This window comes from Bradyrhizobium sp. CCBAU 051011 (assembly GCF_009930815.1).
Classification (GTDB): domain Bacteria; phylum Pseudomonadota; class Alphaproteobacteria; order Rhizobiales; family Xanthobacteraceae; genus Bradyrhizobium.
Window position 1 is genome coordinate 4,903,704 of sequence record NZ_CP022222.1, and the last position, 24,685, is coordinate 4,928,388.

Sequence of the window (24,685 nt, forward strand, 5' to 3'; positions counted from 1 at the left end):
CCGCCGTAGCTCAACGAGCAAAGGCGGAAGCGTGCCCACCATTGCTTGCATTGGACGCCAGAATAGTGGGCACGGCGCTAAGCGCCTTTGCCCACCCTCCAATTCGAGCAAAGCGCTACCTGTTCTTGTTCACCGGCTTGCGCTTCTCGATGAACGCCGCCATGCCTTCGGAGCGGTCTTCCAGCGCAAAGGTCGAGTGGAACAGGTTGCGCTCGACATTCATGCCCTCCGACAGCGGCGTCTCGAACGCGCGGTTGATGGCTTCCTTGGCCATCGCGGCCGCGGGGCGCGACATCGAGGCGATCTTTTCGGCAGCCGCCAGCGCCTCTTCCATCAACTTGTCGGCCGGCACGACGCGGCTGACGAGGCCGGAACGCTCGGCCTCCGCGGCATCCATCATGCGGCCGGTGAGGCAGAGATCCATCGCCTTCGACTTGCCGATCGCACGCGTCAGCCGCTGGGTGCCGCCGATGCCGGGGATGGTGCCGAGCGTGATTTCGGGCTGGCCGAATTTTGCAGTGTCGGACGCGATGATGATGTCGCACATCATGGCGAGCTCGCAGCCGCCGCCCAGCGCATAGCCGCTGACGGCTGCAATCGTGGGCTTCCGGCAGGTCGCGACACGGTCGCCGCCGATGGCGGTGAAATCGCTGGAGAACATGTCGATGAAGCTTTTCGGCTGCATCTCCTTGATGTCGGCGCCGGCGGCGAAGGCCTTTTCGCTGCCGGTGAGCAGGATGCAGCCGATCTTGTCGTCGGCCTCGAGGTCATCGACAGCCGCCGCAATCTCGCGAAACACGCCGAACGAAAGTGCATTGAGCATTTTCGGCCGGTTGAGCGTAATGATGCCAACCGCGCCCTTGCTCTCGACAATGATGTGTTCGAACGTCGCCATGATCCACCCCGGGTGCCGCTTTTGCGGTGCGCAATGTGCCCGCAGCCGGGGTGGGCTTCAAGTGGGCGAGGCCGGTTCCGGACGCGCCTTGCCGCGTCCGGACCGCGAGGGCCGCCGCTACGCCATTAACATGCGCGCGGCCGAGGCCATCGTCAGCAGGGCGCCGAAGGCGATGAAGATCTTTCCGATCAGCGAGGTCTTGTCCAGGGTGGAACTGTCGTTGGCAGCGGCCTGAGCGGAGCCATCCGACGCCGGTTTGGCCGAAGCCATCGCGACCGTCTGCGTGGAAGAGGTCTCGGCCGGGCCCACCTGCAGCGCGCGGTCGACGTCATTGAGCTGGTCGGAGGCAACCACGGCTGCTTCAGCCGGCGGCGCCTCGGCGTCTACAGGCTTTTCCGCCGCCGCCTGCAGGACCGTATTGGCCTTCTCGGACATGGCCGCCGACATCCCCTTGGCGCTATCGGCTGGCGCGTCGGCCGCGGTCATCTGGGCGTTGGCGTTGGCGAGCCATTCGGGAATCGCGGGCGGAGTGCCGCCACTGGCATCGGCGACCTGCTTTTCCTCAGGCTTCTTGGTCTCGTTGGTCTCGGTGGATTTCGCGGCCCCGCGCGTGGTTTTGCGATGGGCGTCGCGCTTCTTCAGGGATTGCTTGACGGACTTGGCGGGCGTCGCACTCTCCGATTTCGAGACAGCGGCGGCGTCATCTGCACCCGCGGCCATCGCCGGTAACGGTACCGCGAAACCTACCAAGAACCCTGCCGTAATAATCAAGGCCGACCGCGCGCTGGCTTTGATTGTCATTTATGGAATCTCCCCATTGGCCGCCGCCCAGCGGCGAAATGAGACCCTGCGGGTGTCCACAGCACGGCAGAAAAAGGGAATCTTCGGGCAACACCCGGCAAAAGCTGGGCAATCGTGTTGCTGCCGACCGGATGCGGGCTCGCGCAATCGATGTTATGAGCCTGCCATCGTGCGGGTGGCCGTTCCGATTCCCGGACAGGCCGCCGACCGGGACCTTTGATCACGACTCCGTGATCGGATTGTCCTGACGTAACAAATTGAAAGATCGACCGAATTGCAGGGTAGGAGCGCGCGTGCGCGAGCGGGATGACGAATGGACCGGCCTGATGCGGTCGGCCATCGCAGGCGACAGTGCGGCGTATCACCGCCTGCTCAAGGCCGTCACGCCGGTGCTCCGGGCCGCGGCGCGCCGTGGTCTGGCGCGGGCAGGGCAACCGGTCGATCAGTCCGAGGACATTGTGCAGGACATTTTGCTGGCGGTTCATCTGAAGCGGCACACCTGGGACGTCAGCGCCCCGTTTGCCCCATGGCTGTTTGCGATCGCCCGGAACAAGCTGATCGATGCACTGCGCCGCCGCGGCCGGCGCATTTTCGTCGATATCGACGATTTCGCCGAGACGCTGCCGGGCGAAACGCCGGCCGAGACCGCGTCGCCAAGCGAGGTCGCGGCCCAACTTCAGACGCTGCCGGCGCGGCAGCGCGACGTGCTGCAGGCGATCGCGGTCGATGCCGCCTCGATCAAGGATACGGCGGCGAAATTTTCGATGAGCGAGGGCGCGGTGCGGGTGGCGCTGCATCGGGGGCTCGCCAGCCTGACGGCGAAGCTACGGGAATAGCGAGAATGGATACCGATCAGCTCATTCGAACGTTGGCTGCCGACAATGCGCACCGGGCGCGCCCCGTTGGCTTCGCACTGATGCTGGCGCTATTGGCCGCTGCACCGGTCTCGCTATTGATGTTCTTCACGGAACTCGGCGTCAGGCCCGACGTGATGGTTGCGATGCGCAATCCGTTCTTCGACCTCAAATTCGCAGTGACGCTGGCGCTGGCGATCGCGGCGATTGCCGTCAGCCTGCACCTGTCGCGGCCCGAGGCCTCGCTGCGGGGATTTGGCTGGCTGCTGCTGGCGCCGGTCGGGATCCTGGCCGCGGCGATCGGCGGCGAGATGATGATGCCGCAGCGATTGCCGATGATGACGCGGCTGGTCGGCAAGAATTCATCGACCTGCATGGTGGCGATCCCGCTGATGTCGCTGCCGCTCCTTGCCGGTGCGCTGCTCGGATTGCGTCACGGAGCGCCGTCGCGGCCAGCGGTTGCCGGCGCTATCGCCGGACTGTTGTCGGCGGGATTGGCCGCAACGCTCTACGCATCACACTGCACGGATGACTCCCCGCTGTTCGTGGCGGCCTGGTACACGATCGCGACCGCGCTGGTGACGGCGATCGGCGCGCTCGCCGGGGCGAAGCTGCTGAAATATTGAAACTGCGAGCCTACGCCGGCACGTTCTGCTGCATGCGGTGGAAGCGCAGCACCTGCTGCGCCGTCGAAGGCCGCAACCGCTCATAGGTGTCCTGGCTGGCGACAAGATCGGTCGGCTCCGCGCCGGACAGTTCGTCGCGCATCCTGATGATGGTCCTGACTGTCGACCATGACAGCCCGGCGACCTTCGCCAGGATCATCACGCCTTCGGCCCGGCTTTCGATCATCATGTTCTCGGCGATCGCAACCGATACGTTGGCGAGCGCCGCGATCGAGGCGTTGGCTTCGTCGAATTTCCCGGCCTTGGCAAACGATGCCACCTCCGATTCGTCGAGCCGACCGTCCTCGTACAGCGACTTGACCAGCGCGTGCGCAATCGCAGTGTCCCTGGTGATCGTTGAGGTCGCCGAGCGCGCGCGCCGCGTCGCCTCCTTGACCACGGTCGGCACCTCGGCCGCCTGCTGGGGATTGGCGGCCTCCAGCCGCTGCCGCACCGTGTCGGAGGCCTTGGCGAGCAGTTTCAGATAGACATGCCGCGGTACCGACGGACGCAAGCCGATGCAGGCCGTGAGATCGTCGTCGCCTTCGGCGCGGTTGACGAGGCGAGTAAAACCGCGCTCGGTGAATTCCGCGCCGGGGTTGTTCACGGTCGACGCGACCACTTCGTCATTGCCGCGCTGGACCAGCACGTCGGTGACCGCGCCACTCAGGGTCTTGCGGGTCGAGATCGCCATCAAATGCGCCTGGCTCTTGCTGCGCGCGTTCTCGATCAGGGTCTTGTCGTCGAGGCGCGCCGATTGCGACAGCACCGGACCCGCCACTTCGATGACGTCATCGAATGCGAGTGCGCGGATGGTGAGCGGTGGCGCAGTGTCGATCGGAGCCAGGCGGTTGGCCAACAGCATCTTGGCCGAGGTTTCGATGTGATCGATCAGGCACTGGAAGACGTCGTCGAACAGCCCGATCTGCTCGTCCGAATAATCCACCGCGCCGTTGATGAAGAGGTCGGTCACCCGGCGCAGGGTTTCCACCCGGCGAGCGACGGTTCCGTGCGCGAGCGTGGACTGCAACTCGTCGAGCAGACTTCCGGGCGAGGGAGAAATGGCGGTCTTCGAAATCATGACTCTATCCTGGAGCAAAAGCCGGCAGCGGATTCTTCGCTGTCGGAGCTGAAAATGTTGGATCAGGCGCTGGTAATACGGTTGCGTCCCTGCGCCTTGGCTGCATAAAGCGCGCTGTCGGCGCGCGCGAGTAATGTGTCTGAAGTTTCGTTCGGATTCAGCATTGCAACGCCTGCCGACATCGTCACCTTCATGCCCGGCGAGAATGCGCTCCAATCGAGCTCGGCGATAATAACCCGCAGGCGGTCGAGCGCCCGCATGGCCTGGCCGGTGTCCATGCCGGGCAGCACCAGCAAAAATTCCTCGCCGCCATATCGGCCGAACCGGTCGACGCTGCGGATGTTGGCGAACGTGGTGATCGAGAATGTCCGCAGCACCTCGTCGCCCGTCGGATGGCCGTAGGCGTCGTTGATGCGTTTGAACCAGTCGAGGTCGATCAGCGCGATGGAGCAGGGCGATCCGCCGCGGGCTGCGCGATCAATCTCCTCCTCCAGCATCCGCATGATGCTGCGGCGGTTGGACGACCCGGTCAGCTCGTCGAGCTCCGCAAGCTCCTCGATCCGCTTGTACGCCGCCTTCAGTTCGAAGCTCCGGTCATAAAGCATCTTGCGCATGGTAGAGCCATACAGTCCCACGAAGGCGCATTGCCCGATCGTGAAGACAAAGGAAAGCATGGCCGCGACGCGTTCGATCTGGGTGGTGATCGGCAGGCCGATCGGGGTGTTGGCAAAGAGGAAGATCGGCGCCAGGCCGATCATGGTCAGCGTCCAGGTGATGATTGCCTGCCGGGACGTCATTCGCAGCGCGCCGAACCCGAAGATCAGGAATACGACGCTCAGGAAGGCAAATCCGATTTCGGGCGCCGCCAGCAGAAAGCCGAGCTGGAGCGCGACGTGGCCGGCGACCTGGAAGATCGTGAGATAGTGGTCCTCGAACCGGTCGTTGAAGTGAGCTTCCGACAACACGACGAAGATCGAGACCAATCCGATACTGGAAAGGAAATAGGCCGACGGGATGATGATCGGGACGGTGCCGGCGTAGCAGTAGACCAGCAGAACCGAGGTGATGAGCGAATAGCTGACGCCCTGGACTGCGAGCATGTGGCGGCGCTGGCCGACCCGGCGCTTCAATACTTCCGACGGCAGGCGGACCGGGCATGCGGTCGCACCGTGGGAGGCTTGCCCCTGAAGCAATGAAGCCGCGCTGCTCATGTCCCGTCGCTGTTGGTGTATGCCCGACGAAACTTTAGGGAATAAAGCCTTTAGGTTTGGTATCTTTTGAGGTCGAATCGGGTCCGTTAAAACCCTGCCATTGCACTGTTTTCGCAATAGAATCTGCCGAATTCCGATAGTATGGAACCGGACATTGCGGAAACCCGTGACCGTCGCACAGAGGCTGTCCTGCTGGCGAAGCCTTGATAATGTCGGGTGGCACGTCTTTAGGAAAGTGTTTCCGTATTATGGTACCAATAATGGGGCTCAGCTCGTTTCCGCCGGGAAAATGGCCGGACCATGTCCGTCTGTGGGGTAGGTCACACATGCAATTCCGGCATTGCCGTAATGTGAAGAATCTCACTCTTCCCATCGAACCGCCGGCCACTCCCGTCCGACCAACTTTGCGAGACGGCCATTGAGCGCGACACAGGCGGCTTCAGATGAAGTTCTGATCGCTCGGATCGCTCAAGGCGACCGGCTCGCCATGCAGGTGCTTTACGGAAGGCACCATGTCAGGGTGTTCCGTTTCGGGCTTCGGCTCGTAAGGGACGAACAGATTGCGGAAGACCTCATCAGCGAGGTTTTTCTCGATGTGTGGCGTCAGGCTGGCAAGTTCGAAGGCCGATCCGCCGTTACCACCTGGCTCCTGGCGATTACGCGGTTCAAGGCACTTTCGGCACTTCGGCGCCGCAAGGACGTTGGACTGGACGACGAAACCGCGAACGCGATCGAGGACACGTCCGACGATCCGGAAGTGGTGGTGCAGAAGAAGGATACGGGTGAAGCGTTGCGCAAGTGCCTGACGGCCCTTTCGCCAGAGCATCGGGAGATCGTCGATCTCGTCTACTACCACGAGAAGTCCGTGGAAGAGGTGGCCGAAATCGTCGGTATTCCGGAGAACACCGTCAAGACGCGCCTGTTTTATGCGCGCAAGAAATTGGCCGAGTTGCTCAAGGCAGCAGGCATAGAGCGAGGTTGGCCATGATGGCAGCGAGCAAAAGAATGCTGGATCACGAGCCCAGCGAAGTCGAGACGCTGTTGCCCTTCCACGCGGCCGGCACCCTGAACGCGCACGATGCGCGCCGCGTCGAGGAAGCGCTCGCCAGCGATCCCGAACTGGCCCGGCAATACGCCGTCATCCGCGAGGAATACGCCGAGACGATCAGCCTCAACGAGAGCCTGGGTGCGCCGTCAGCGCGCGCCATGCAAAAGCTGTTCGCGGCGATCGACGCGGAGCCGGCGCGCGAGCCGGCTCGTTCGGTCAGCCTGTCGGCCCGGGTATCGGAATTTTTCGCACGACTGTCGCCCCGCACGCTGGCCTGGTCGGCGAGCCTCGGCGCCGTATTGCTACTGTTGCAGGCCGGCGTCATCGGCGCGGTGCTGATGAAGAATCAGACCGCTTCGTTCCAGACCGCGTCGCTGAGCGTGAACGAGCGGTCGTCTTCGGCGCCCATCACCCGCGATCTCGGCGTTGCGGCGACGCCGCCGCGCGCGCTGGTGCGGTTTGCGCCGGAAGCCCGTATCGCCGACATCACCGCTTTGCTCGACAATTACCAGGCCTCGATTGTCGACGGCGCCAAGGGCGGCATGTTCCGCGTACAGTTCGGCAACAAGACGATGAGCAAGGACGAGGCCGCAAGCCTGTTGAGCAGGCTCCAGCGCGAGAAGATCGTCAGCCTGGCGGTCGCAACGCCGTAGAGTCTCCGACGCGCCCCGGGAAAGCCGAGGTCCCATGGTTCACGATGGCCCGAATTGGCTGATGAAGGCGCGCCGCGCGGCATTGATTTTGCCGGCGGCGCTTTTGCCTTTGATCACGGCTGCAGCTTCGCCAGTTCATGCGCAAAGCATCATGCGCACGCCCAACCTCAATGTCGGGGCGCGGACACCCACCATCAATCCGACGATAACGCCGCGCATCAACCCCACCATCGCTGCGCGCCCGACCATCGCTGCCCGCCCGAGCGTCGATACCGCCGCGCGGACGCTGCCGTCCCGTATTGGCACCATGAGTTCGACCCTGCGTGTCCGTCCGGGCGCCGGCGTGCGGTCGACGCTGCCTTATGCGCGGTTTTCGCCCAACCTCTATCCGGCTTGCCAGTATGCAATGCGCGGTCCCGACGGCGAGTGCTTCGATCGTCCGGTTATGTCGGCCGGCGGCGGCAACGGCGCTTCGGCCAAGAAGGGCAAGGGCGGATCGGGCAACAACAATGCTCAGGCGGCGGTCAATCTGCGCGCGGTCAAGAACGAGCTCGTCGCCGAAATCGATGGCGCGTTATCCAACGCAGACGCCGACGAACTGGCGCGGCGTCACGGCCTGGAGCGCATCGCGTCGCAGAACTTCCCGCTGCTCGGCGGCACCATCGGCCTGTTCCGCATCGTCGATAACCGCCCGGTGGACACCGTGCGCCGCGAACTCGCAGCCGACGGCAGCGTGCGTTCGGTGCAGCTCAATTTCCGCTACTTCCTGCAGGATCAGAAGAAGGCTTCGACCGAAGGCGACGCCGCGCAATACGCCGTTGCCCAGCTTCGGCTGCCGCAGGCGCACAAGTTTGTCCGCGGCATGAACGTCACCATCGCGGTGATCGATTCAGGCGTCGACGCCAGGCATCCTGAACTCGCCAATTCGGTCGCCGACAGTTTTGACGCACTCGGCAGCAAGGAGGGCCCGCACACTCACGGCACCGGCATTGCCGGCGCGATCGTCGCGCATGCCAGGCTGATGGGGAGCGCACCGGAAGCGAGGTTGATTGCGATCCGCGCATTCGGCGCGGGATCGAAGGGCGCGGAGAGCACGTCCTATGTGATCCTCCGGGGACTGAACTATGCGGCCGAGCACGGCGCGCAGATCATCAACATGAGCTTTGCCGGCCCAAAGGATCCACTGATCGAGCGCGGCATCGCGGCGACGGCGGCCCGCGGCATCCTGATGGTCGCCGCGGCCGGCAATGCCGGTGCGAAATCGCCGCCGCTCTATCCGGCGGCCAATCCCAACGTCATCGCGGTGAGCGGCACCGACGCGCAGGAAAAACTGTTTGCGGCGTCGAACCGCGGCAACCACATCGCAGTTGCCGCGCCTGGCGCGGATATCTTCCTGCCGGCGCCCGATGACAAATATCAGATCACGTCGGGCACCTCGTTCTCCGCGGCCTATATCAGCGGCGTTGCGGCGCTGATCATGGAGCGCAACCCGGCACTGAAGCCTGGCGATGTTCGCGCGATTCTGACGAGCACCGCTCGCGATCTCGGCATCCCCGGTCGCGACGATCAGTTCGGGGCCGGCGAAGCCGACGCCCTTGCCGCGGTTACCGCCGCAGCCGCCGCGCCGGCGGTTCCACTTGCCTCGGCCTCGGGCAAGCCAACGGGAGAAAAGGCGCCAGCGCTCGACCCGTCCGCCGATAACGCTTCCGTGAGCCGGGCGCTGAATGACTCCCCGCCGTCGATGGCATCGGAAAAATCGGCCGCAAACGGCGCGAAATGAGCCCGCTACACGGTGATTTTCGGCAATCGCCTCCTGAAGAGAACGTTAAAAAAATCATCCGTCGTTTTGAACGTCTGGCGAGGGTGTTGCGACCAACTGATGTGGGAGCGGTAATCCCTCCCCAATGGCTATATTCGGCGCGAGCGCCCATCCACCCCAAGCGCCCATATGGCTTGACCCGTCCGGTTGTCCCCCCGGACGGGTCTTTCATTTTCAGCACAAGTTTTCGAAGAAGTTGCGTCGCATGCGCCGCCGCGCCTGCTTGCCCGGGGTACAAGTTTCTCGTTTGTCGGCGCGATGTGCAATTTTCCCGTGCGTCTTCTCACGCGCAATTACCGGCGTGCGCTTCGCAACGCGTCCATGCTGCTGTGCGGCTTGACGGTGGATTGAGGTGACGACTCCGTACTTGTGCGGGTTTCTTTGCTTGCTGGTGCAATCCGTAGCTGCACGTACTGGACAACCAAAAAGTTTTCCACAGAATATCCCTGTCATCTCCAAACTGATTCGTCTCTGGTTGCGTCTGCGTCGGTCTCTCTCTTACGGGCTGATTTATGGCACATCCTGCAGACGTGGCACGTGGCCGCAACATCGTTGCGCGCTGGTGCAACCTTGCCGAGCAACGGCTGGAATACCTTACTGAATTGTTCGAAACCGGGCGCTGGCGCCGCTTTCACACCGAACGCGAATTTCTCGAAAACATCCGGGAAGCCAAGGCTGCGGTTGCAACCTGGCGCGAGCTGTTGAGCCGCGAAGCCTCGCTGGACAACACACATATCGACATGGCCTGGCTTGGCCGGCGTCGAACGTCGCCGCTGCCGCTGACGCCGCTGCCGCGCGATGAAGGGTACCGGCAGCCGGTGATGCAGCTTCAGCCGCAGCCCGTGGTGCAGCTTCAGCCGCAGCCTGCGCCGATTGCTCCCACACCGCCGCGCGATGTTCCCGCCGACGTTCTGGTCGCACTGGAAAGCCAGCTCACTGTTGTGGAAGTCGCGCCATCTGTGGCCGATCCGCTGGCGCTGGGCCAGATGTCGTTCCCGGCGCTCGATCTCGACGCCATGAAGGAGCGCTATCCGCTGCTGCGGAACGCACTGTAGGCGGGCGAGGGCCGGCTACCGCCTGACTGCGTTGCCGCCGACCACCACCTGCGCGTAGCGCTGGGCGCCTTCGGCTGACAGATCGGTCGTAATCGTGCGGGCGTGGTCGAGCCCGACCACGGCGCCGCGCGGGGTTTCCGAGATCATGTTGTTGTTGACCAGCGCCGTCCCGGCGCCGGGCAGCACGGATACGCCGACGCCGACGAAGGCCTTGCGGATCACGTTGCCGGTAATGGCGACGTCGCGGAGATACTTGCCCCAGCCGGCGATGATGCCGAAGGAGGGCGCGTTCTCGATCACATTGCCTGTGACCGTCGAGTCTGCCTCGACATAGATGCCGATCCCGGCGTCGTCGTCGGGCGCGGTGCCGATCGGCCGCTTCGGCAGCAGATTTCTGACGATGTTGCCCTGCACGACGGCGATGCGGCCGCCCTCGTTGAAATTGCACACGGAGACGCCGACGGCGGCGCCATCGACCGTGTTGTTGGCGATCACGGCGCCCTCGAACGCGAATTCCGAATAGAGCGCGACCTCGCGGACATTGCTGACGCTGTTGTCGGTGATGTGAATATTCGATGCCGAATTGCCGCGCACCGCCGAGTAGTCGCAATTCCTGATGCGGTTGCCGCGCACGATCACATTGCCGGCGCGGAAGGCGTTGATGGCGTTGCCGTACTGACCGGAGCCGCCGGGCCCGGCCTTGATGTCCTCGATGCGGTTGTCGAGCACCAGCGTGCCGTCATCGCCGATCGCCGTGCGCAGGATTTCGATGCCGTTGTCGTTGGTATCGATGATGGTGTTACGCGAGACGATCAGGCCAAGCGCGTCGAAGGATACAACCGCGGTGGTCTCGATCTTCGTGAAGATGTTGCCGGAAATATCGCCGGAGACCTGCTCGAGCCAGATGCCGTTGCCGCCGCTGCCTGTGATTTCGCAATCGGCGATGCGGACATCCCGCCCGCCGAGGCAATGCACGAGCCCGCGCCGCGTCGGCAGCGGAATGCGGCCGCCATCGAGAGTGATGCCGGTGAGGCCGATATTGTTGGCACCTTCGCCCTGCAGCATCGAGGCGCCGCCCGTGAACACGAGCTTGGTCGCGCCGCGCACGCCGACCAGTTGGGTGCTGTTCGAAAGGCGCAACATGCCGGTGCGGTAGAGGCCCGGCGGCAGCGCCAGCGGCACTTGCGCGCGCGAAGCTTCATCGATCGCGCGTTGCAGTTTTGTGGTCTGATCGTCCGGACTCCCCGGGCGGACACCGAATTGCGTGACGTCGCGGCCGAGCGTGGAAGCGGGCGGAGCGGCGCGCGCGGCGTCAGACGACATCGCCAGCGCGCCGGCGACACCGGCGGCGGACGCTCCAATGAGATGGCGGCGGTTCATGTCCATGGTGAATGGCCCTCGCGCAATGCAGGTCGCGGCATTCGCAGGCTTCATAGGTATCGCGAAAATGCGACCGGGCATGGTGAAGACCGGGAAGAGCGGCGGCGATTGTTGGGGGTAGGGTTAATGTTGGGTGCGCCCTACGCAGCTCTGCGCGCCAGCCTCACCATTTCCAGCAACATGGCTTCGCCGGCATCGACGAGTTCTTCCAGCGTGATGCGCGCAAAGCCCTTGCGCCTGAAAGCGCCGCCGCGCGCCAGCGGCGGGATGTGGATGAAGGCGGCGAGGCGAAGGCCGTTATCCGCATCGACGGATTCGATCGCTCGCCAGCTCAGATAGTTGCAGAGATAGCTGCCGGCATCGCGCGAGGCGCGGGCGTCGAGGCCGGTGCCCTTCGCAGCACGCAGCAGCTTCGCGGTGTGTGGGCCGAACCTTTGCGCATCGGCGCCCTCCGTGATCGATCCCTTGCGGGCGTGGGTCTGTGCGGCGTCGGGCCATAGCATGGTGACGGCGTTGCGGGCGCGGGTTTCGATCCGCAGAAAGTGCGTCCGCGAAGCGAGGCCGAACATCAACAGCGCATGCGGCTTGTGCTTTTGCAGCGCCCGCGGCAATTCGCGGTCGACCGCGTTGTAGGTCACGGGAAAGATGTGGCTGGAGAGTTCGACGTCGGTGAAGGCCGGGCGGCGCAGCCGCGTCAGCCGCGCGACCAGCGGCTGCGTCGGGTTGTAGGGTGCGCCGGGGAACGGGCCGAAGCCGGTGACGAGAATGCGGAGTTTTTCGCTCACCGCAGCCATTCCGCGATCTGCTCGGCGGCGACCGCCGGCGTGATGCGGCCGTCGGCGACTTCGGCCTCGGTCTTCTTCACCTTGGCGCGGATCGCGGCGTCAGACCGTACTCGGGCCATCATGCGCTGCTCCAGCATCGACCACATCCACTTCACCTGCTGCTCGCGCCGCCGCGCTGCGAACTCGCCCGAGGCATTCATGGCGGTGCGGTGATCCAGAATCTTCTGCCACAGCGTGTCCATGCCGGTGCCGGTCAGTGCCGAATAGGTGACGACCGGCGGATGCCAATGTTCCGAACGGGGGGTGAGGATATGCAGCGCGCCGCGATATTCGGCGGCCGCCAGATTGGCACGCTTGATATTGTCGCCGTCGGCCTTGTTGATCGCGATCATGTCGGCGAGCTCGACCAGACCCTTCTTGATGCCCTGCAATTCGTCGCCGGCGCCGGGCAGCATCAGGGCGAGGAAAAAATCCGTCATGTCGCAGACCGCGGTTTCGGACTGGCCGATGCCGACGGTCTCCACCAGCACCACATCGAACCCAGCGGCTTCGCAGAGCAGCATCGCCTCGCGGGTCTTTGCGGCGACGCCGCCGAGCGTGCCCGAGGCAGGCGAGGGCCGGACGAAAGCGGCCTCGGAGTTGGCCAGCCGTGCCATCCGCGTCTTGTCGCCGAGGATCGAACCGCCGGTGCGGGCCGAGGAGGGATCCACCGCCAGCACCGCGACCTTGTGGCCGCGCTCGATCAGGAGCATGCCGAGCGCGTCGATGGTGGTGGATTTGCCGACCCCGGGCGAGCCGGTGATGCCGACACGGACGGCTTTCCCTGTATCGGGCAGCAGCGCCTGCACCAGGTCGCGTGCGGCCGCCTGATGATCGGCACGGCGGCTTTCGATCAGGGTGATCGCGCGCGCCAGGGCCGCGCGGTGCCCGGAGCGGACGTCCTTGGCAAGCTTCTTGAAATCGAGGGAAACGGTCTTCGGCAGGGTCATGCCATGGTTTACAACGGCCGTGCCGCGCAGGCGAGGGGCCTGCCGCGGTCCGTTCAGCGGGACGCCGACGCGGCGGCTGGCGCCTCGCGCCTGAGCTTTCGCCACACCCAGACCAGCACCGGCCAGATCAGTGCGCCGATCGCCATGGCGGCGAGGATCGCGGCGATCGGCCGCTCGAAGAACGGCAACACGCTGCCGTCTGATTTGATCAGCGAAGTCACGAAGCTTTGCTCGACCATGGTGCCCATGACGATACCGAGCACCATCGCTGCGACCGGATAGCCGTTTTCTTCCATGACATAGCCGATGACCCCGAAGGTCGCGACGATAACCACGCCGAATATGTTGTTGCCGATCGCGAACGATCCGACCGCGCAGCACAGCATGATCACCGGCATCACGGTGGAACGCGGCGCGCGCAGCACATAGCTCGCCAGCCGGATCATGACGATGCCGAGTGGGATCATGATGATGTTGGCGATGATGAACATCAGGTAGATCGCATACATGCTCGACGCTTTTTCGGTGAACAGCGTCGGGCCGGGATTCAGCCCCTTCATGTAGAGCACGCCGATCGCAATCGCCGCGATGGTGTCGCCGGGAATGCCGAACAGCAGCGACGGCACCCAGCCGGAGGCGATGCTGGCGTTGTTGCTGGCGCCGGCTTCGACCAGGCCCTCGACATGGCCGGTTCCGAACTTCTCGGGTTCTTTCGAAAACCGCTTGGACATCGCGTAGCTGACCCAGGCGGCCATGTCGGCGCCGGCGCCCGGCAGCACCCCGATGATGATGCCGATGATGTTCCCGCGCGTCATCTGCCAGTTGTACTTCTTGGTGAGCTTCCACTGGCCGGCCAGGATGCTTCCGAATTTGCGCCGCGGGATCGGCGGCGGCTCTGGCGTCAGCATCGCGCGCATCACCTGCGCTACCGCAAAGACGCCGACCAGCGCCGGGATCGGCTCGATGCCGCCGAACAAATTGGTCATGCCGAACGTGAAGCGCGGCACGCCGCCGGGATTTTCGATACCGATGCACGCGACCAGGAGACCGATGAACATGCTGGCGATCGCCTTCACCGGCGAAGAGCGCGCGACCAGCGTGGCGCACATCAGGCCGAGGAATGCGAGCCAGAAATATTCGAAGGTCGAGAACGACAACGCGATTTCCGCGAGTGGCGGCGCCAGGATCATCAGCGACAGGGTGCCTGCGATGCCGCCGACGGCGGAGAACCAGACGCCGGCGCCAAGCGCGAGTTCGGCCTCGCCCTTGCGCGTCATCGCATAGGCTTCATCCGCATAGGCCGCCGAGGCGGGCGTGCCGGGAATGCGCAGCAGCGCGCCTGGAATGTCACCGGCGAAGATCGCCATCGTCGATGCGGCGACGATGGTGGCGATCGCGGCGATCGGGGACAGATAAAAAGTGACCGGGACCAAGAGGGCGGTCGCCATGGTCGCTGATAGCCCGGGCAGCGATCCGATGACAAGGCCATAGACCGATGCCGCGAACATCGCGACGATGACTTCCCAGGTGGTGATGAGCGCAAACGCTTGGGCGAGGGTGTTGAGCATCGGTCACCAGGGCATCGGCAAAACGCCGGGCGGCAGCGGCACGCGCAGCAATTTTGAGAAAATCAGGTGGATGCCGATCGGCGCAAGCAGCGCGAGCGGCAACGCAACCTTCCAGCGGGCGCCGAGCGCGGTCGAGGTCACGTAGACGATCATCGCCGCCGTGAGAATGAAGCCGAGCCGCTCGGCGACCGCGACGTAAAGCAGCAGCAACGCCGGCGGGAGCAGGGCGCGCAGACCATAGAGCTTGCTGGTCGGCGGCGTCGGTTGGCCACCCTCGACCGGAATAAGGTGTTCTTCTTCTTCGAAGCTACGGCCAATCCCGAGTGCAATCGCGAGCCCGCACAGCGCCAGCCCTGTTCCGATCACCAGCGGGAAGACGTTGGGCCCGACCGGCTGGCCAGGCACCGGCGGCAGTTGCCACCCGCCATAGGCGGCAGCTGCGCCGAGGCCAACGAGAAACAGACCCGTGACGCGATCGGGTAGACGCATGAACTAACTCCGCGGATTTCGGACGATGTCAGCCGATGAAGATCAGGCCTTTGATAGACCGGCGGCCTTCATCGCCACGCCCATCTGGGCATCGCCCTTGTCCATGAAGGCCGCGAATTCGGCCGCATCGCCCCACACCGTGCCGAAGCCACGGTTGCTCATGAAGTCCTTGAACTCCTTGGAGTCATAGACCTTCTTCAGCGACGCGGTGAGCTTGGTCGCAACGTCGGGCGGCAGGCCCTTGGGGCCGGCAATGCCGCGCCATGCGCCGGTCGAATAGTCGATTCCCATCGCTTCCTTCAGCGTCGGCACATCGGGGAAGGCTGGGTTGCGCGCCTTAGCCATAACGGCGAGGCTGCGCGCCTTGCCGGCCTCGATGATCGCGCGCGCTTCCGGCACCGAGCAGGTGGTGAGGTCGAGCCCGCCGGCCGCGAGATCCTGCATCGCGGGCGCGGCGCCGTTCGATGGCACCCACGCAACGTGATTGGGGGCAAGTCCCATCGCCTGCATCCAGCCGACCAGCGCCAGATGCCAGATCCCGCCCTGACCAGTGCCGGAGGCCTTGAACTTGCCGGCGGGCGCGGCCTTGATGGCGTCGGCAAGCTCCTTCACGGTCTTGTAGGGCGAAGTGGAACTGACCTGGATGCCGGGCGGATCTTCGTTCATCAGCGCCAGCGGCGTATAGCTCTTCGGCCCGAGTTCGGTGAGCCCCTGCCAGTGCATCATCGAGATTTCCACCGTCAGCATGCCGATGGTGTAGCCGTCGGCCGGTGCGGTTGCGATCGCGGAATGGCCGACCACGCCCGAGCCGCCGGTGCGATTGACCACGTTGAACGGCTGGCCGAGATCCTTTTCCAACAGCGCCGCGACGATGCGCGCGGTCGCATCGGTGCCGCCGCCGGCGCCCCAGGGCACGATCACGGTCACCGGCCGCGCCGGATAGGCCTGCGCCAAGGCCGGCTTGAAACCAAAGCCCGCGACAGCCGCCGCAGCAGCAGACGAAGCCGCAAAGGCGCGGCGGGTAATCTTTTTGGACATGGTGATCCTCCCTGCGGCGCCGTGAGGTCAGGCGCTCTTGTAATATCCGCATTCTAGGCGGCTTTGCGCTCCGCTCGCAAGGCATTGGTCGTGAAAGCAGTTTTATCGCCGGTGGGCATCTCGCCACATCCGGAAATCGGGTGGCGGCAACAGGGCTACCCGAAATAGGTATCCATGTGCGGCCAAGTCATCGAGCCGCGATCGATTGCGGAGAAAGCCATGACGACAGCTTATTACAGCACCGTGCTAGACCATCCCCTGGAAACCGTGTGGGCCCTGATCCGCGATTTCAACAACTACCCGGCCTATATTGAAGGGGTGAGCGAAAGCGTGATCGAAGACGACAAGGGTGGCGACGAAGTCGGCGCGGTCAGGCGCTTCTGCTACCTCGGCAACTGGATCAGGCAGCGGCTCGCCGGCCATTCCGACGAAGCGCACTCGCTGACCTATGCGGGTATCGATCCATTTCCATTTCCGTCCGAGTCGCAGTCGGACGTTCCAGCTCCGACGCGCTACGAGGGAACGATGCATCTGCTGCCGGTCATCGAGGGCAACCGGACCTTTATCGAATGGTCCGTGCAACTCGACACCGCGCCGCAGGACGAAGATCGCTGGCGCGCGCTGTTCCAGTCCTGGATTCCGGATTGGACCCACTCACTCGAGCGAGCGCTGGGCCGTCGTGCCGCTTGAGCGTGGCCGTCATTGCGGCCGGTCTTCGTCGTCCTTCGGTCGCGCGCCGCCGAAAATTCTGGCGCCCTCCGGGGTCAGATAGGCCTTCAATGCCTCCCAGGGCACGAAGGCGACATACTCACCTTCGGCATAGGAGCCCACCGCGTAAGGTGCGTAGTAGAAGTTCAGGCCGGAGCTCTTGCCTTCTTCGGTCGATGGCGCCAGCGCGACCGGGCCGATCTTGAGAAGCTTGGCCTCGATGCCTTCGATGGCGCTGGCGTCGGTGCCATCAGCGCCGCGTTTCTTCTTCTCGGCTTCGAGCGAAGCAATGACGCCTTGCCGCATCGCCTTCATCGTCGGGCCGTTGTCCGCCGTCTCGTTAAAGAACGGACGGATGCTGATGCGCTTGTTCGCCGACTTGTCCCACAAGATGGTGTCGGACGCGCTGTTGGGGTGCGCACCTCCAGTATATTCGTAGTCCGCCCTGATGATGCTGACATAGCGGCCATCGACCACCGAGCGGGTCTGGTATTTCCGCTCATACGACCACGCGTTGCGGAACAGGTCCGGGTCCTGCTTGCGCTCCTTATCGGCATCGGCCCGGTTCTTTGTGGCCCATGCCTTGCCCTCGGCCAGGCAGTTCGCCGCCAGTGCCGGTTCGGCCTTGATCCTGGCGTCGAGGAAGATGCCGGCTTCGACCCATTTGGTCTTGATGGAAAAGTCCGGCTTGGGATCGGCGGCGAATGCCAGCGTCGCAGCGCATGCGATCGCACCCGCGAAGCCAATTGTCCGAGCGAACGCTACGAATGCAATGCTGCGCAAGGGCGATCCTTTGGAAGAAGTACCGCGGGCGGAGAACTACTCCGCCGCCTCGCTGCTGTGGCCGAGCCGAGCGTTGAGCTTGCGGATCAGCTCTTCGGCAGCGTCCGAGATCACGGTGCCCGGCGGGAAGATCGCCTCGGCGCCGGCTGCGTAGAGTGTGTCATAGTCCTGCGGCGGCACCACGCCGCCGATGATGATCATGATGTCCTCGCGGCCGTGCTTCTTCAGCGCGGCCTTGAGTTCCGGCACCGCGGTGAGGTGGGCGGCTGCCAGCGAGGAGACGCCGAGAATATGCACGTCGTTCTCCACCGCCTGCCGCGCCGCCTCGTCGGCAGTGGCGAACAACGGCCCAATGTCGACGTCGAAGCCGACATCGGCGAAGGCGGATGCGATCACCTTCTGGCCGCGGTCGTGGCCGTCCTGGCCGATCTTGGCGACGAGGATGCGGGGGCGGCGGCCCTCGGCAGTCTCGAACGCATCGATCAGTTCCTGCACCTTCTCGACCCGGTTGGACATGGCGGACGCCTCCCGCTTGTAGACGCCGGTGATGGACTTGATCTCGGCGCGGTGACGCCCGAATACCTTTTCCATCGCGTCCGAAATTTCGCCGACGGTTGCTTTCGCCCGCGCCGCGTCGATGGCGAGCGCCAGGAGATTGCCGTTGCCTTCGCCGGCGCTGCGCGTCAGCGCCGCGAGCGCCTGCTCGACTTCCTTCTGGTCGCGCTCGGTGCGCAGCCGCTTCAGCTTGTCGATCTGCAGCCGCCGCACGGTGGAGTTTTCCACCTTGAGCACGTCGATGGCGGCCTCATCGACCGGCTTGTACTTGTTGACGCCGATCACGGCTTGCCGTCCGGCATCGATCCGCGCCTGCGTCTTGGCGGAGGCCTCCTCGATGCGCAGTTTCGGTACGCCGGCTTCGATGGCCTTGGCCATGCCGCCGAGCGCTTCGACCTCCTGGATATGTCCCCATGCCTTGACCGCGAGATCGCGGGTCAGCCGTTCGACGTAATAGGAGCCGCCCCAGGGATCGATGATGCGGTTGGTGCCGCTTTCCTGCTGCAGGAAGAGCTGTGTATTGCGCGCGATGCGGGCCGAGAAGTCGGTCGGCAGCGCCAAGGCCTCGTCGAGCGCGTTGGTGTGCAGTGACTGCGTGTGCCCTTGGGTCGCCGCCATCGCTTCGATGGTGGTGCGCATCACATTGTTGAAGACGTCCTGCGCGGTCAGCGACCAGCCGGAGGTCTGGCAATGGGTGCGCAGCGACAGAGAGCGCGGATCCTTCGGATTGAACTGCTTCAATAGTTTGGCCCAGAGCAGCCGTGCCGCGCGCATCTTGGCGACTTCCATGAAGAAGTTCATGCCGATCGCCCAGAAGAACGACAGCCGCGGCGCGAAGCGGTCGACATCGAGGCCGGCGGCAAGGCCGGCGCGCAGATATTCGACGCCGTCGGCCAGCGTGTAGGCGAGCTCGAGATCCTGCGTCGCGCCGGCTTCCTGCATGTGGTAGCCGGAGATCGAGATCGAATTGTACTTCGGCATTCTCTGCGAGGTGTACGCAAATATGTCGGAGATGATCCGCATCGAGGGCGCGGGCGGATAGATATAGGTGTTGCGCACCATGAACTCTTTCAGAATGTCGTTCTGAATGGTGCCTGAGAGTTTTTCCGGCGGAACGCCCTGTTCCTCGGCGGCGGCAACGAACAGCGCGAGGATCGGCAGCACCGCGCCGTTCATGGTCATCGACACGCTCATCTGGTCGAGCGGGATACCGGCAAACAGCGTGCGCATGTCGTAGATCGAATCGATCGCCACGCCCGCCATTCCGACGTCGCCGGAGACGCGCGGATGATCTGAGTCATATCCGCGGTGGGTGGCAAGGTCGAACGCGACCGAGAGACCCTTTTGCCCCGCTGCAAGATTGCGACGATAGAATGCGTTGGAATCTTCCGCCGTGGAGAAGCCGGCATATTGCCTGATGGTCCAGGGCTGGTTGACATACATGGTGGGGTAGGGGCCGCGCAGATAGGGCGCGACGCCCGGCCAGGTGTCGAGGAAGTCGATGCCTTCGAGGTCGGTTTCGCTGTAGGCCGGCTTTACCGGGATGCCCTCGGGCGTCAGCCACGGCTCGGCGCTGTCAGCCGGCCTCGGCGCCACAACGTGCTCAAACCTGACATCGGCGAAATTGGGAATCCTGCTCACGGACGGCCTTCCTTCAATGTCATAATTCGTGCCTCACAGTCAGCCAGGCGCTGATGGATTTCGGGCTCTCCAGCCGGTCGTACGACGTTCCCCACCAATCGCGACAGAATGTACGCCAACAAGGGCAGGCCCACTACCAGCAAAAGAAAGTCCGAAGCGGACATTTGGCCGGCGAAAACCGCTGCGATCATGGCAAGTCCGATTGCGCAAATGATCGCAACCGCTGCTACACCAAACCAAGCCGGTGTTCGGGGCAGCGAAAACGGTCGATAGAATGGCCCGTTGTGATAAGCGATCATGGAGAGCAATCGATCGCGCTCCGCTTCCAGTTGAACCAGTTCGTTCCGGTCGACCATATTCGCGCTCACGAGATTCGCAGCACCTATTGGCGTCACCTAATCATGATCCGGATGCTGGTGGCTGGTGATGGTCGCCATCTTCTCCGGCCCGTAATTCTGCATCGTGGTCTGGCTCGGCAGGTTGGCGATGCCGACCACCCAGCCTAGCCGGGATTCGGTTCCATATTGCCGCGTCGGCACCACCCGGTCGGGGCGGTCGAAGGTGCCGGTCATGATCTCGATCCGGGGGCCGCCGATCAGCCGGTAGGTCAGCGGTGTGCCGCAGGCCGCGCAGAAATCGCGCTCGGCAATGGAAGAGGATTTGAATGTCGCCGGCTTGCCGCGGGTCCAGGTGAAATGCTCATGCTCGATATCGGCGAGCGAGGCGAAGGGTGCGCCCGATGCCTTCTGGCACATCCGGCAATGGCAGATGCTGACCTTGGGCGGCACTTTCGACACCGCAAAGCGGACGGCACCGCACTGGCAGCCGCCGGTCAGGACCGTCTTGTGGTTGTTTTCCGTCATGCTCACTCCATCCGCCGCCAGGCTTCCTGCAGCGTCGCCAGCGCGTCGCCGCCGGCAAAGATGAAATCGCCTACGCCGGCATTTCGCAGCGCGGCCTCCTGTTCGCCGGGCCGCCCTGCCAGATAGATATGCTTCGCGCCGGCCGCTTGAAGGGCCTTCGCGGCGGGGCCCGCGTGTTCCGCATAGACCTTGTCGGACGAGCACAGGCACGCAATCGCCGCTCCGGACGCCTTAAACGCGGCGGCCAACGCAGCCGGGTCGGTAAACCCTTGCGTGTCGATCGCCTCGATGCCGCCGGTCTCGAAAAAACTCTTGGCAAAGGTGGCACGCGCAGTGAAGGCGGCGGGCGTGCCGAGATTGGCGAGAAAGATTTTGGGCCGTGCGCCCGATGCCTTGAGCTTTTCGTCCGATTTGTCCCGCAGCGCCTCGAACGGCGCGGCGAGCCGGATCGGCGGCAGCGGGTCGAATTTGAATTTCGCCTCGCCATAGGGCGGCAGCACGATCGGGGTTGCATCGAGCACCGCGATATCGTCCTCATGCAGGTTCGGGAATTCGCTGGCGCCGGTCAGCACGTCGCGCCGCCTGGCGATGTTGAGCTCGCGTGCGGCGCGGGTGGTGGCGACCTTGCGCTGGATCAGGTTCTGTTCGAGCGCCGCAAAGATGCCGCCGGTCTTCTCGATCTCCTGAAACAGCGACCATGCGGCTTCGCAAAGTTGCTGCGTCAGGGTCTCGATGCCGCCGGAACCGGCTGCGGGATCGCTCACCTTGGCGAGGTTGGATTCTTCCAGCAGCACCAGCTGCGTGTTGCGTGCGACACGCCGCGCAAACGGATCGGGCAATCCCAGCGCCAGCGTGTGCGGCAATACGGTGATGGCATTGGCGCCGCCGAGGCCGGCGGCGAAGGTCGCAATCGTCGCGCGCAGCATGTTCACGTAGGCATCGCGTTGCGTCAGCATGCGCCAGGCGGTATCGGCCGCAACGAACAGCGGTTTGGGCGTGAGACCGCAGGCCTGTTCGATGCGCGCCCACAACAGCCGCAGCGCGCGGAATTTCGCCAGCGTCAGGAACTGGTCGGCGTCCGCGCGGAGCCGCGCATAGACCATGCCTTGGGCATCTTCGAGCGAAATCCCAGCCCCTTCGATCGCGCGCAGATAGCCGACGCCGGCAGCCAGCACAAACGCCAGCTCCTGCACTTCCGATCCGCCCGCATCGTGGATGACGCGTCCATCGGCGGCCGCCGACGGGCCTTTGAAGCCCATGGCGGAGAGGCCCTTGATGGCGCTGGTGACCGCGGGCGCGATCTCCTCCCAACTATAGGGACTGGAGCCCCACACTGCACCGGACCCGAGCGGATCGAGGCCGAAACGGACGTCGCAGGCTGCAGGGTCGATACCCCTGCGCTTGATGTATTCGGCGACGTGAATGGCCGCCATGCGCGACTGCGGGCCGATCTGCAACTCGATGCCGATGCCGGCGTCGAGATAGATGCCGTCGAGGACGGCTTCGACGGCCTCTGCCGAAGGATCCAGTCCAAACCCATGTGCGCCGTTGGCGCCCGAGAACACCAATGTCAGCCCTGTCGCGCCGTTCTCCAGGTCGTGCAGCGCCTGCGCGTTCGCCGCTTTCGCGTCGGGGTGGTCGATCCGCTGCATGATCTGCCACGGCGCGGCGGCGGCACGGCCGGCGACCGGCGCGGCGCCTTGCGCACGGCGATAGATCGGATCGATCTTCAGCCCATCGGACGTCTGGCTGACCAGTTTCTCGAATGGTGCGCCTTTCAGCACCCCATCGACCAGCTTGCGCCAGTCCTCGTAGGTCGCCGGGACAAATTCCGCGGCCAGGGTCAGTTCGTCAGTTTTGGTGGTCATCCGGACTATTGTTCCTCGGTCGTCTCTTCTGTTTGGCCGGAAATTGCCACGGGGCGGCTGCCAAGCCAAACAATGTTTTGGGTCACGTGTGGACGGCGCCCTGGCAAGAACTTTCTGACGTTTTGCAGCATTGGTCGGGTGCGGTCACGTGTCCGGCCTGTTGATGCGGCAGGTGTGGCCGCTGGCCCTAATGCTCTGCGCGGATCGGGTCCCAATCGTTCGCATGCACTTGAAAGTGCGTTGACCCAAACGGGCTCTCCCAATCCCCGGAACAACCGTATCTGCATTACGTCGTCATGCCCTCGCCAATCGTTGAAACTCCTATTGTCTATGCTGCTGGCAGCAATCTTGGCTCTTTGAACTGCTCTCCGCGTACCATCATGGCCCAGGCCATGCGCGCGATTTTATTGGCAAGCGCCACGGCGGCGACCTTGATCGGCCGGCGCTCCATAATATGCGCAAGCCAGAGGCGCCGCGTGCCATGCTGCCGCGCGTATCGGATAACGGCCATGGCGCCCGTGACGAGCAGCCATCGCAAATATCGATTTCCCTGCTTTGAGATTCTACCCAGACGTTCCTTGCCGCCGGTCGAATGCTGCTTGGGAACAAGCCCGATCCAGGCCGCCAGGCTTCGTCCGGACGAGAACTCTTTCCAATCACCGACTTCTGAGACCAGGGCGGTGGCGACGATGGGACCAACGCCTGGGATCTGCTCGAGCCGGCGGCTTTCTTCGCTTGAACGATGCCAGGCATGGATGCGCTTCTCGATAGCTCCGATCTCAGCTGCGATCGCGGCGTGTTGGCGGGCAAGAACCTCGAGGCTGAACCGTGCGGCCGCGGGTATCCGACCATCCTTCTCGTCAGCAATGATCTTGAACAGCTCGGCTGTGCCGTTGCGCCCCTTTGCCGAGATAATGCCGAGCTCGGCCAAGTGACCGCGGATCGCGTTCGACAGCATCGTTCGCTGACGGACCAGTAGCTGTCGGCTGCGATGCAGCATCAGGCCTGATTGTTGCTGCTCGCTTTTGGTCGGCACAAAACGCATCGACGGACGTGTCACTGCCTCGCAGATCGCCGCAGCATCATTAGCGTCGTTCTTACTGCGCTTGAGATAGGCCTTCACATAACTGGGCGGCATCAGCCGCACCGTATGGCCGAGCGCCCGGAGCTCACGGCTCCAATGATGGGCACTTGGGCAAGCTTCAATGCCAACAACGCAAGCCGGCAAAGTCGAGAAGAACTCCAGCACCTTGGCGCGGCTCACACGCTTGCGGATCACAACCGCGCCATCAACATCTGCGCCGTGAACCTGGAAGACTGACTTCGCAATATCGAGACCAATCGTGCTAACCTCGCCCATGGACGGCTCCCCTCAAAGTGGTTTGCTTCAACGCAACCACCCTATGGCACTTCGATGCCGCAGAGTGGGCGCCGTCCACAGCATCAATCGAGGTCGGGCAGGCGCCGGATACCCTCGGCTGAAAGCTCAGCCAGCGCGTCGGCGACGCGGCGTCCGGCGATGATACGGTCGGGCGCGATTTCGGCGAGTGGCACCAGCACGAAGGCGCGCTCGAAAGCCCGTGGATGCGGCAGCGTCAGTTCCGGCTTGTCGAGCCTGACGTCGTCATAGGCGATCAAATCGAGGTCGAGAGTGCGAGGCCCCCAGCGCGTCTCCTGCGCGCGGTCGCGGCCGAACTTCTTCTCGATCTTGTGCAGCGTGAACAGCAGCGCATGGGGATCGAGGCTGGTCTCGATCTCGATGACCGCGTTGGTGAAGGGCGCCTGGTCTTCCTCGCCCCAGGGCGGGGTGGAGTAGTCGGAGGAACGCGCGAGCAGGGCGGCCTGTGTCATGCCGCAAATGTTGGCAATGGCTTTCCGGAATGTCGTGCGGACATCGCCGACATTGCCGCCGAGCGCGATCAGCACATCCGCCATG

Annotated in this window: 24 protein-coding genes; 7 read left to right on the top strand and 17 right to left on the bottom strand. The window is 64.0% G+C overall.

The features are described from left to right. Nucleotides 1-115: 115 nt before the first annotated feature. A complete protein-coding gene (locus ACH79_RS22860) occupies nucleotides 116-895 on the bottom strand; it encodes an enoyl-CoA hydratase (RefSeq protein ID WP_161853020.1) in 780 nt (259 codons plus the stop codon). A 117-nt stretch (nucleotides 896-1,012) separates the two neighbouring features. Then, on the bottom strand, nucleotides 1,013-1,696 hold the full coding sequence (locus ACH79_RS22865; protein ID WP_161853021.1) for a hypothetical protein: 684 nt from the start codon (nucleotides 1,694-1,696) through the stop codon (nucleotides 1,013-1,015). A gap of 293 nt (nucleotides 1,697-1,989) precedes the next feature. Here ACH79_RS22865 and ACH79_RS22870 point away from each other — a divergent pair, with 293 nt between their 5' ends. After that, nucleotides 1,990-2,532 (top strand): sigma-70 family RNA polymerase sigma factor, encoded by a 543-nt coding sequence (locus ACH79_RS22870; protein ID WP_161853022.1) that lies wholly within the window; start codon nucleotides 1,990-1,992, stop codon nucleotides 2,530-2,532. A gap of 5 nt (nucleotides 2,533-2,537) precedes the next feature. Beyond that, nucleotides 2,538-3,176 carry an NrsF family protein gene (locus ACH79_RS22875; RefSeq protein WP_161853023.1) on the top strand — a complete coding sequence of 213 codons (639 nt, stop codon included), beginning with the start codon at nucleotides 2,538-2,540 and terminating at the stop codon, nucleotides 3,174-3,176. A gap of 10 nt (nucleotides 3,177-3,186) precedes the next feature. Here ACH79_RS22875 and ACH79_RS22880 read toward each other — a convergent pair whose 3' ends face one another. Further along, entirely contained in the window at nucleotides 3,187-4,296 is a 1,110-nt protein-coding gene (locus ACH79_RS22880; protein ID WP_161853024.1) for a DUF2336 domain-containing protein, read from the bottom strand. Nucleotides 4,297-4,358: 62 nt separating this feature from the next. Then, nucleotides 4,359-5,507, bottom strand: a complete 1,149-nt coding sequence (locus ACH79_RS22885) for a GGDEF domain-containing protein (protein WP_161853025.1) — start codon at nucleotides 5,505-5,507, stop codon at nucleotides 4,359-4,361. A gap of 418 nt (nucleotides 5,508-5,925) precedes the next feature. Between ACH79_RS22885 and ACH79_RS22890 the strand changes: the two genes are divergently transcribed. The 4 genes from ACH79_RS22890 (at nucleotide 5,926) to ACH79_RS22905 (ending at nucleotide 10,082) form a co-directional block, all read left to right on the top strand. After that, complete coding sequence (locus ACH79_RS22890) at nucleotides 5,926-6,495, top strand: sigma-70 family RNA polymerase sigma factor (protein WP_057863256.1); 570 nt, start codon at nucleotides 5,926-5,928, stop codon at nucleotides 6,493-6,495. Continuing rightward, the gene (locus ACH79_RS22895) at nucleotides 6,492-7,208 is read left to right on the top strand and encodes a hypothetical protein (protein WP_161853026.1); all 717 of its coding nucleotides are present in this window, start codon (nucleotides 6,492-6,494) and stop codon (nucleotides 7,206-7,208) included. Before ACH79_RS22890 ends, ACH79_RS22895 begins: the two co-directional genes overlap by 4 nt. A 151-nt stretch (nucleotides 7,209-7,359) precedes the next feature. Next, a complete protein-coding gene (locus ACH79_RS22900) occupies nucleotides 7,360-8,988 on the top strand; it encodes a S8 family serine peptidase (protein WP_246738071.1) in 1,629 nt (542 codons plus the stop codon). Between the two features lie 551 nt (nucleotides 8,989-9,539). Beyond that, the gene (locus tag ACH79_RS22905; RefSeq protein ID WP_161853028.1) at nucleotides 9,540-10,082 is read left to right on the top strand and encodes a TIGR03809 family protein; all 543 of its coding nucleotides are present in this window, start codon (nucleotides 9,540-9,542) and stop codon (nucleotides 10,080-10,082) included. Between the two features lie 15 nt (nucleotides 10,083-10,097). On the opposite strand, the gene ACH79_RS22910 is transcribed toward ACH79_RS22905, so the two are convergent. From ACH79_RS22910 to ACH79_RS22935, 6 genes are all read right to left on the bottom strand, one after another. Then, nucleotides 10,098-11,468, bottom strand: a complete 1,371-nt coding sequence (locus tag ACH79_RS22910) for a TIGR03808 family TAT-translocated repetitive protein (RefSeq protein ID WP_161856502.1) — start codon at nucleotides 11,466-11,468, stop codon at nucleotides 10,098-10,100. 134 nt (nucleotides 11,469-11,602) lie between these two features. Next, nucleotides 11,603-12,247: a pyroglutamyl-peptidase I gene (locus tag ACH79_RS22915; RefSeq protein ID WP_161853029.1), complete on the bottom strand. Its 645-nt coding sequence runs from the start codon at nucleotides 12,245-12,247 to the stop codon at nucleotides 11,603-11,605. Beyond that, on the bottom strand, nucleotides 12,244-13,236 hold the full coding sequence (gene meaB / locus ACH79_RS22920; RefSeq protein WP_161853030.1) for a methylmalonyl Co-A mutase-associated GTPase MeaB: 993 nt from the start codon (nucleotides 13,234-13,236) through the stop codon (nucleotides 12,244-12,246). The genes ACH79_RS22915 and meaB overlap by 4 nt, the downstream gene beginning before the upstream one ends. Nucleotides 13,237-13,289: 53 nt before the next feature. Beyond that, the gene (locus ACH79_RS22925; RefSeq protein ID WP_161853031.1) at nucleotides 13,290-14,804 is read right to left on the bottom strand and encodes a tripartite tricarboxylate transporter permease; all 1,515 of its coding nucleotides are present in this window, start codon (nucleotides 14,802-14,804) and stop codon (nucleotides 13,290-13,292) included. A 3-nt stretch (nucleotides 14,805-14,807) separates the two neighbouring features. Further along, nucleotides 14,808-15,293 carry a tripartite tricarboxylate transporter TctB family protein gene (locus ACH79_RS22930; RefSeq protein ID WP_161853032.1) on the bottom strand — a complete coding sequence of 162 codons (486 nt, stop codon included), beginning with the start codon at nucleotides 15,291-15,293 and terminating at the stop codon, nucleotides 14,808-14,810. Nucleotides 15,294-15,335: 42 nt separating this feature from the next. Continuing rightward, complete coding sequence (locus ACH79_RS22935) at nucleotides 15,336-16,331, bottom strand: tripartite tricarboxylate transporter substrate binding protein (protein ID WP_161853033.1); 996 nt, start codon at nucleotides 16,329-16,331, stop codon at nucleotides 15,336-15,338. A 219-nt stretch (nucleotides 16,332-16,550) separates the two neighbouring features. Here ACH79_RS22935 and ACH79_RS22940 point away from each other — a divergent pair, with 219 nt between their 5' ends. Beyond that, the gene (locus tag ACH79_RS22940) at nucleotides 16,551-17,021 is read left to right on the top strand and encodes an SRPBCC family protein (RefSeq protein WP_161853034.1); all 471 of its coding nucleotides are present in this window, start codon (nucleotides 16,551-16,553) and stop codon (nucleotides 17,019-17,021) included. 9 nt (nucleotides 17,022-17,030) lie between these two features. On the opposite strand, the gene ACH79_RS22945 is transcribed toward ACH79_RS22940, so the two are convergent. The 7 genes from ACH79_RS22945 to folK form a co-directional block, all read right to left on the bottom strand. Continuing rightward, a complete protein-coding gene (locus tag ACH79_RS22945) occupies nucleotides 17,031-17,813 on the bottom strand; it encodes a DUF3298 and DUF4163 domain-containing protein (protein WP_161856503.1) in 783 nt (260 codons plus the stop codon). Nucleotides 17,814-17,858: 45 nt separating this feature from the next. Next, nucleotides 17,859-20,018: a methylmalonyl-CoA mutase gene (scpA, locus tag ACH79_RS22950; RefSeq protein WP_161853035.1), complete on the bottom strand. Its 2,160-nt coding sequence runs from the start codon at nucleotides 20,016-20,018 to the stop codon at nucleotides 17,859-17,861. Continuing rightward, the gene (locus ACH79_RS22955; RefSeq protein ID WP_161853036.1) at nucleotides 20,015-20,374 is read right to left on the bottom strand and encodes a hypothetical protein; all 360 of its coding nucleotides are present in this window, start codon (nucleotides 20,372-20,374) and stop codon (nucleotides 20,015-20,017) included. The genes scpA and ACH79_RS22955 overlap by 4 nt, the downstream gene beginning before the upstream one ends. Nucleotides 20,375-20,413: 39 nt before the next feature. Further along, nucleotides 20,414-20,881 (bottom strand): GFA family protein, encoded by a 468-nt coding sequence (locus ACH79_RS22960; RefSeq protein WP_161853037.1) that lies wholly within the window; start codon nucleotides 20,879-20,881, stop codon nucleotides 20,414-20,416. A 2-nt stretch (nucleotides 20,882-20,883) separates the two neighbouring features. Then, nucleotides 20,884-22,749 carry a methylmalonyl-CoA mutase subunit beta gene (locus tag ACH79_RS22965; protein ID WP_161853038.1) on the bottom strand — a complete coding sequence of 622 codons (1,866 nt, stop codon included), beginning with the start codon at nucleotides 22,747-22,749 and terminating at the stop codon, nucleotides 20,884-20,886. 328 nt (nucleotides 22,750-23,077) lie between these two features. Then, the gene (locus ACH79_RS22970; RefSeq protein ID WP_161849242.1) at nucleotides 23,078-24,109 is read right to left on the bottom strand and encodes an IS110 family transposase; all 1,032 of its coding nucleotides are present in this window, start codon (nucleotides 24,107-24,109) and stop codon (nucleotides 23,078-23,080) included. A gap of 83 nt (nucleotides 24,110-24,192) precedes the next feature. Beyond that, complete coding sequence (gene folK / locus ACH79_RS22975; RefSeq protein ID WP_161853039.1) at nucleotides 24,193-24,684, bottom strand: 2-amino-4-hydroxy-6-hydroxymethyldihydropteridine diphosphokinase; 492 nt, start codon at nucleotides 24,682-24,684, stop codon at nucleotides 24,193-24,195. Nucleotide 24,685 lies beyond the last annotated feature (1 nt).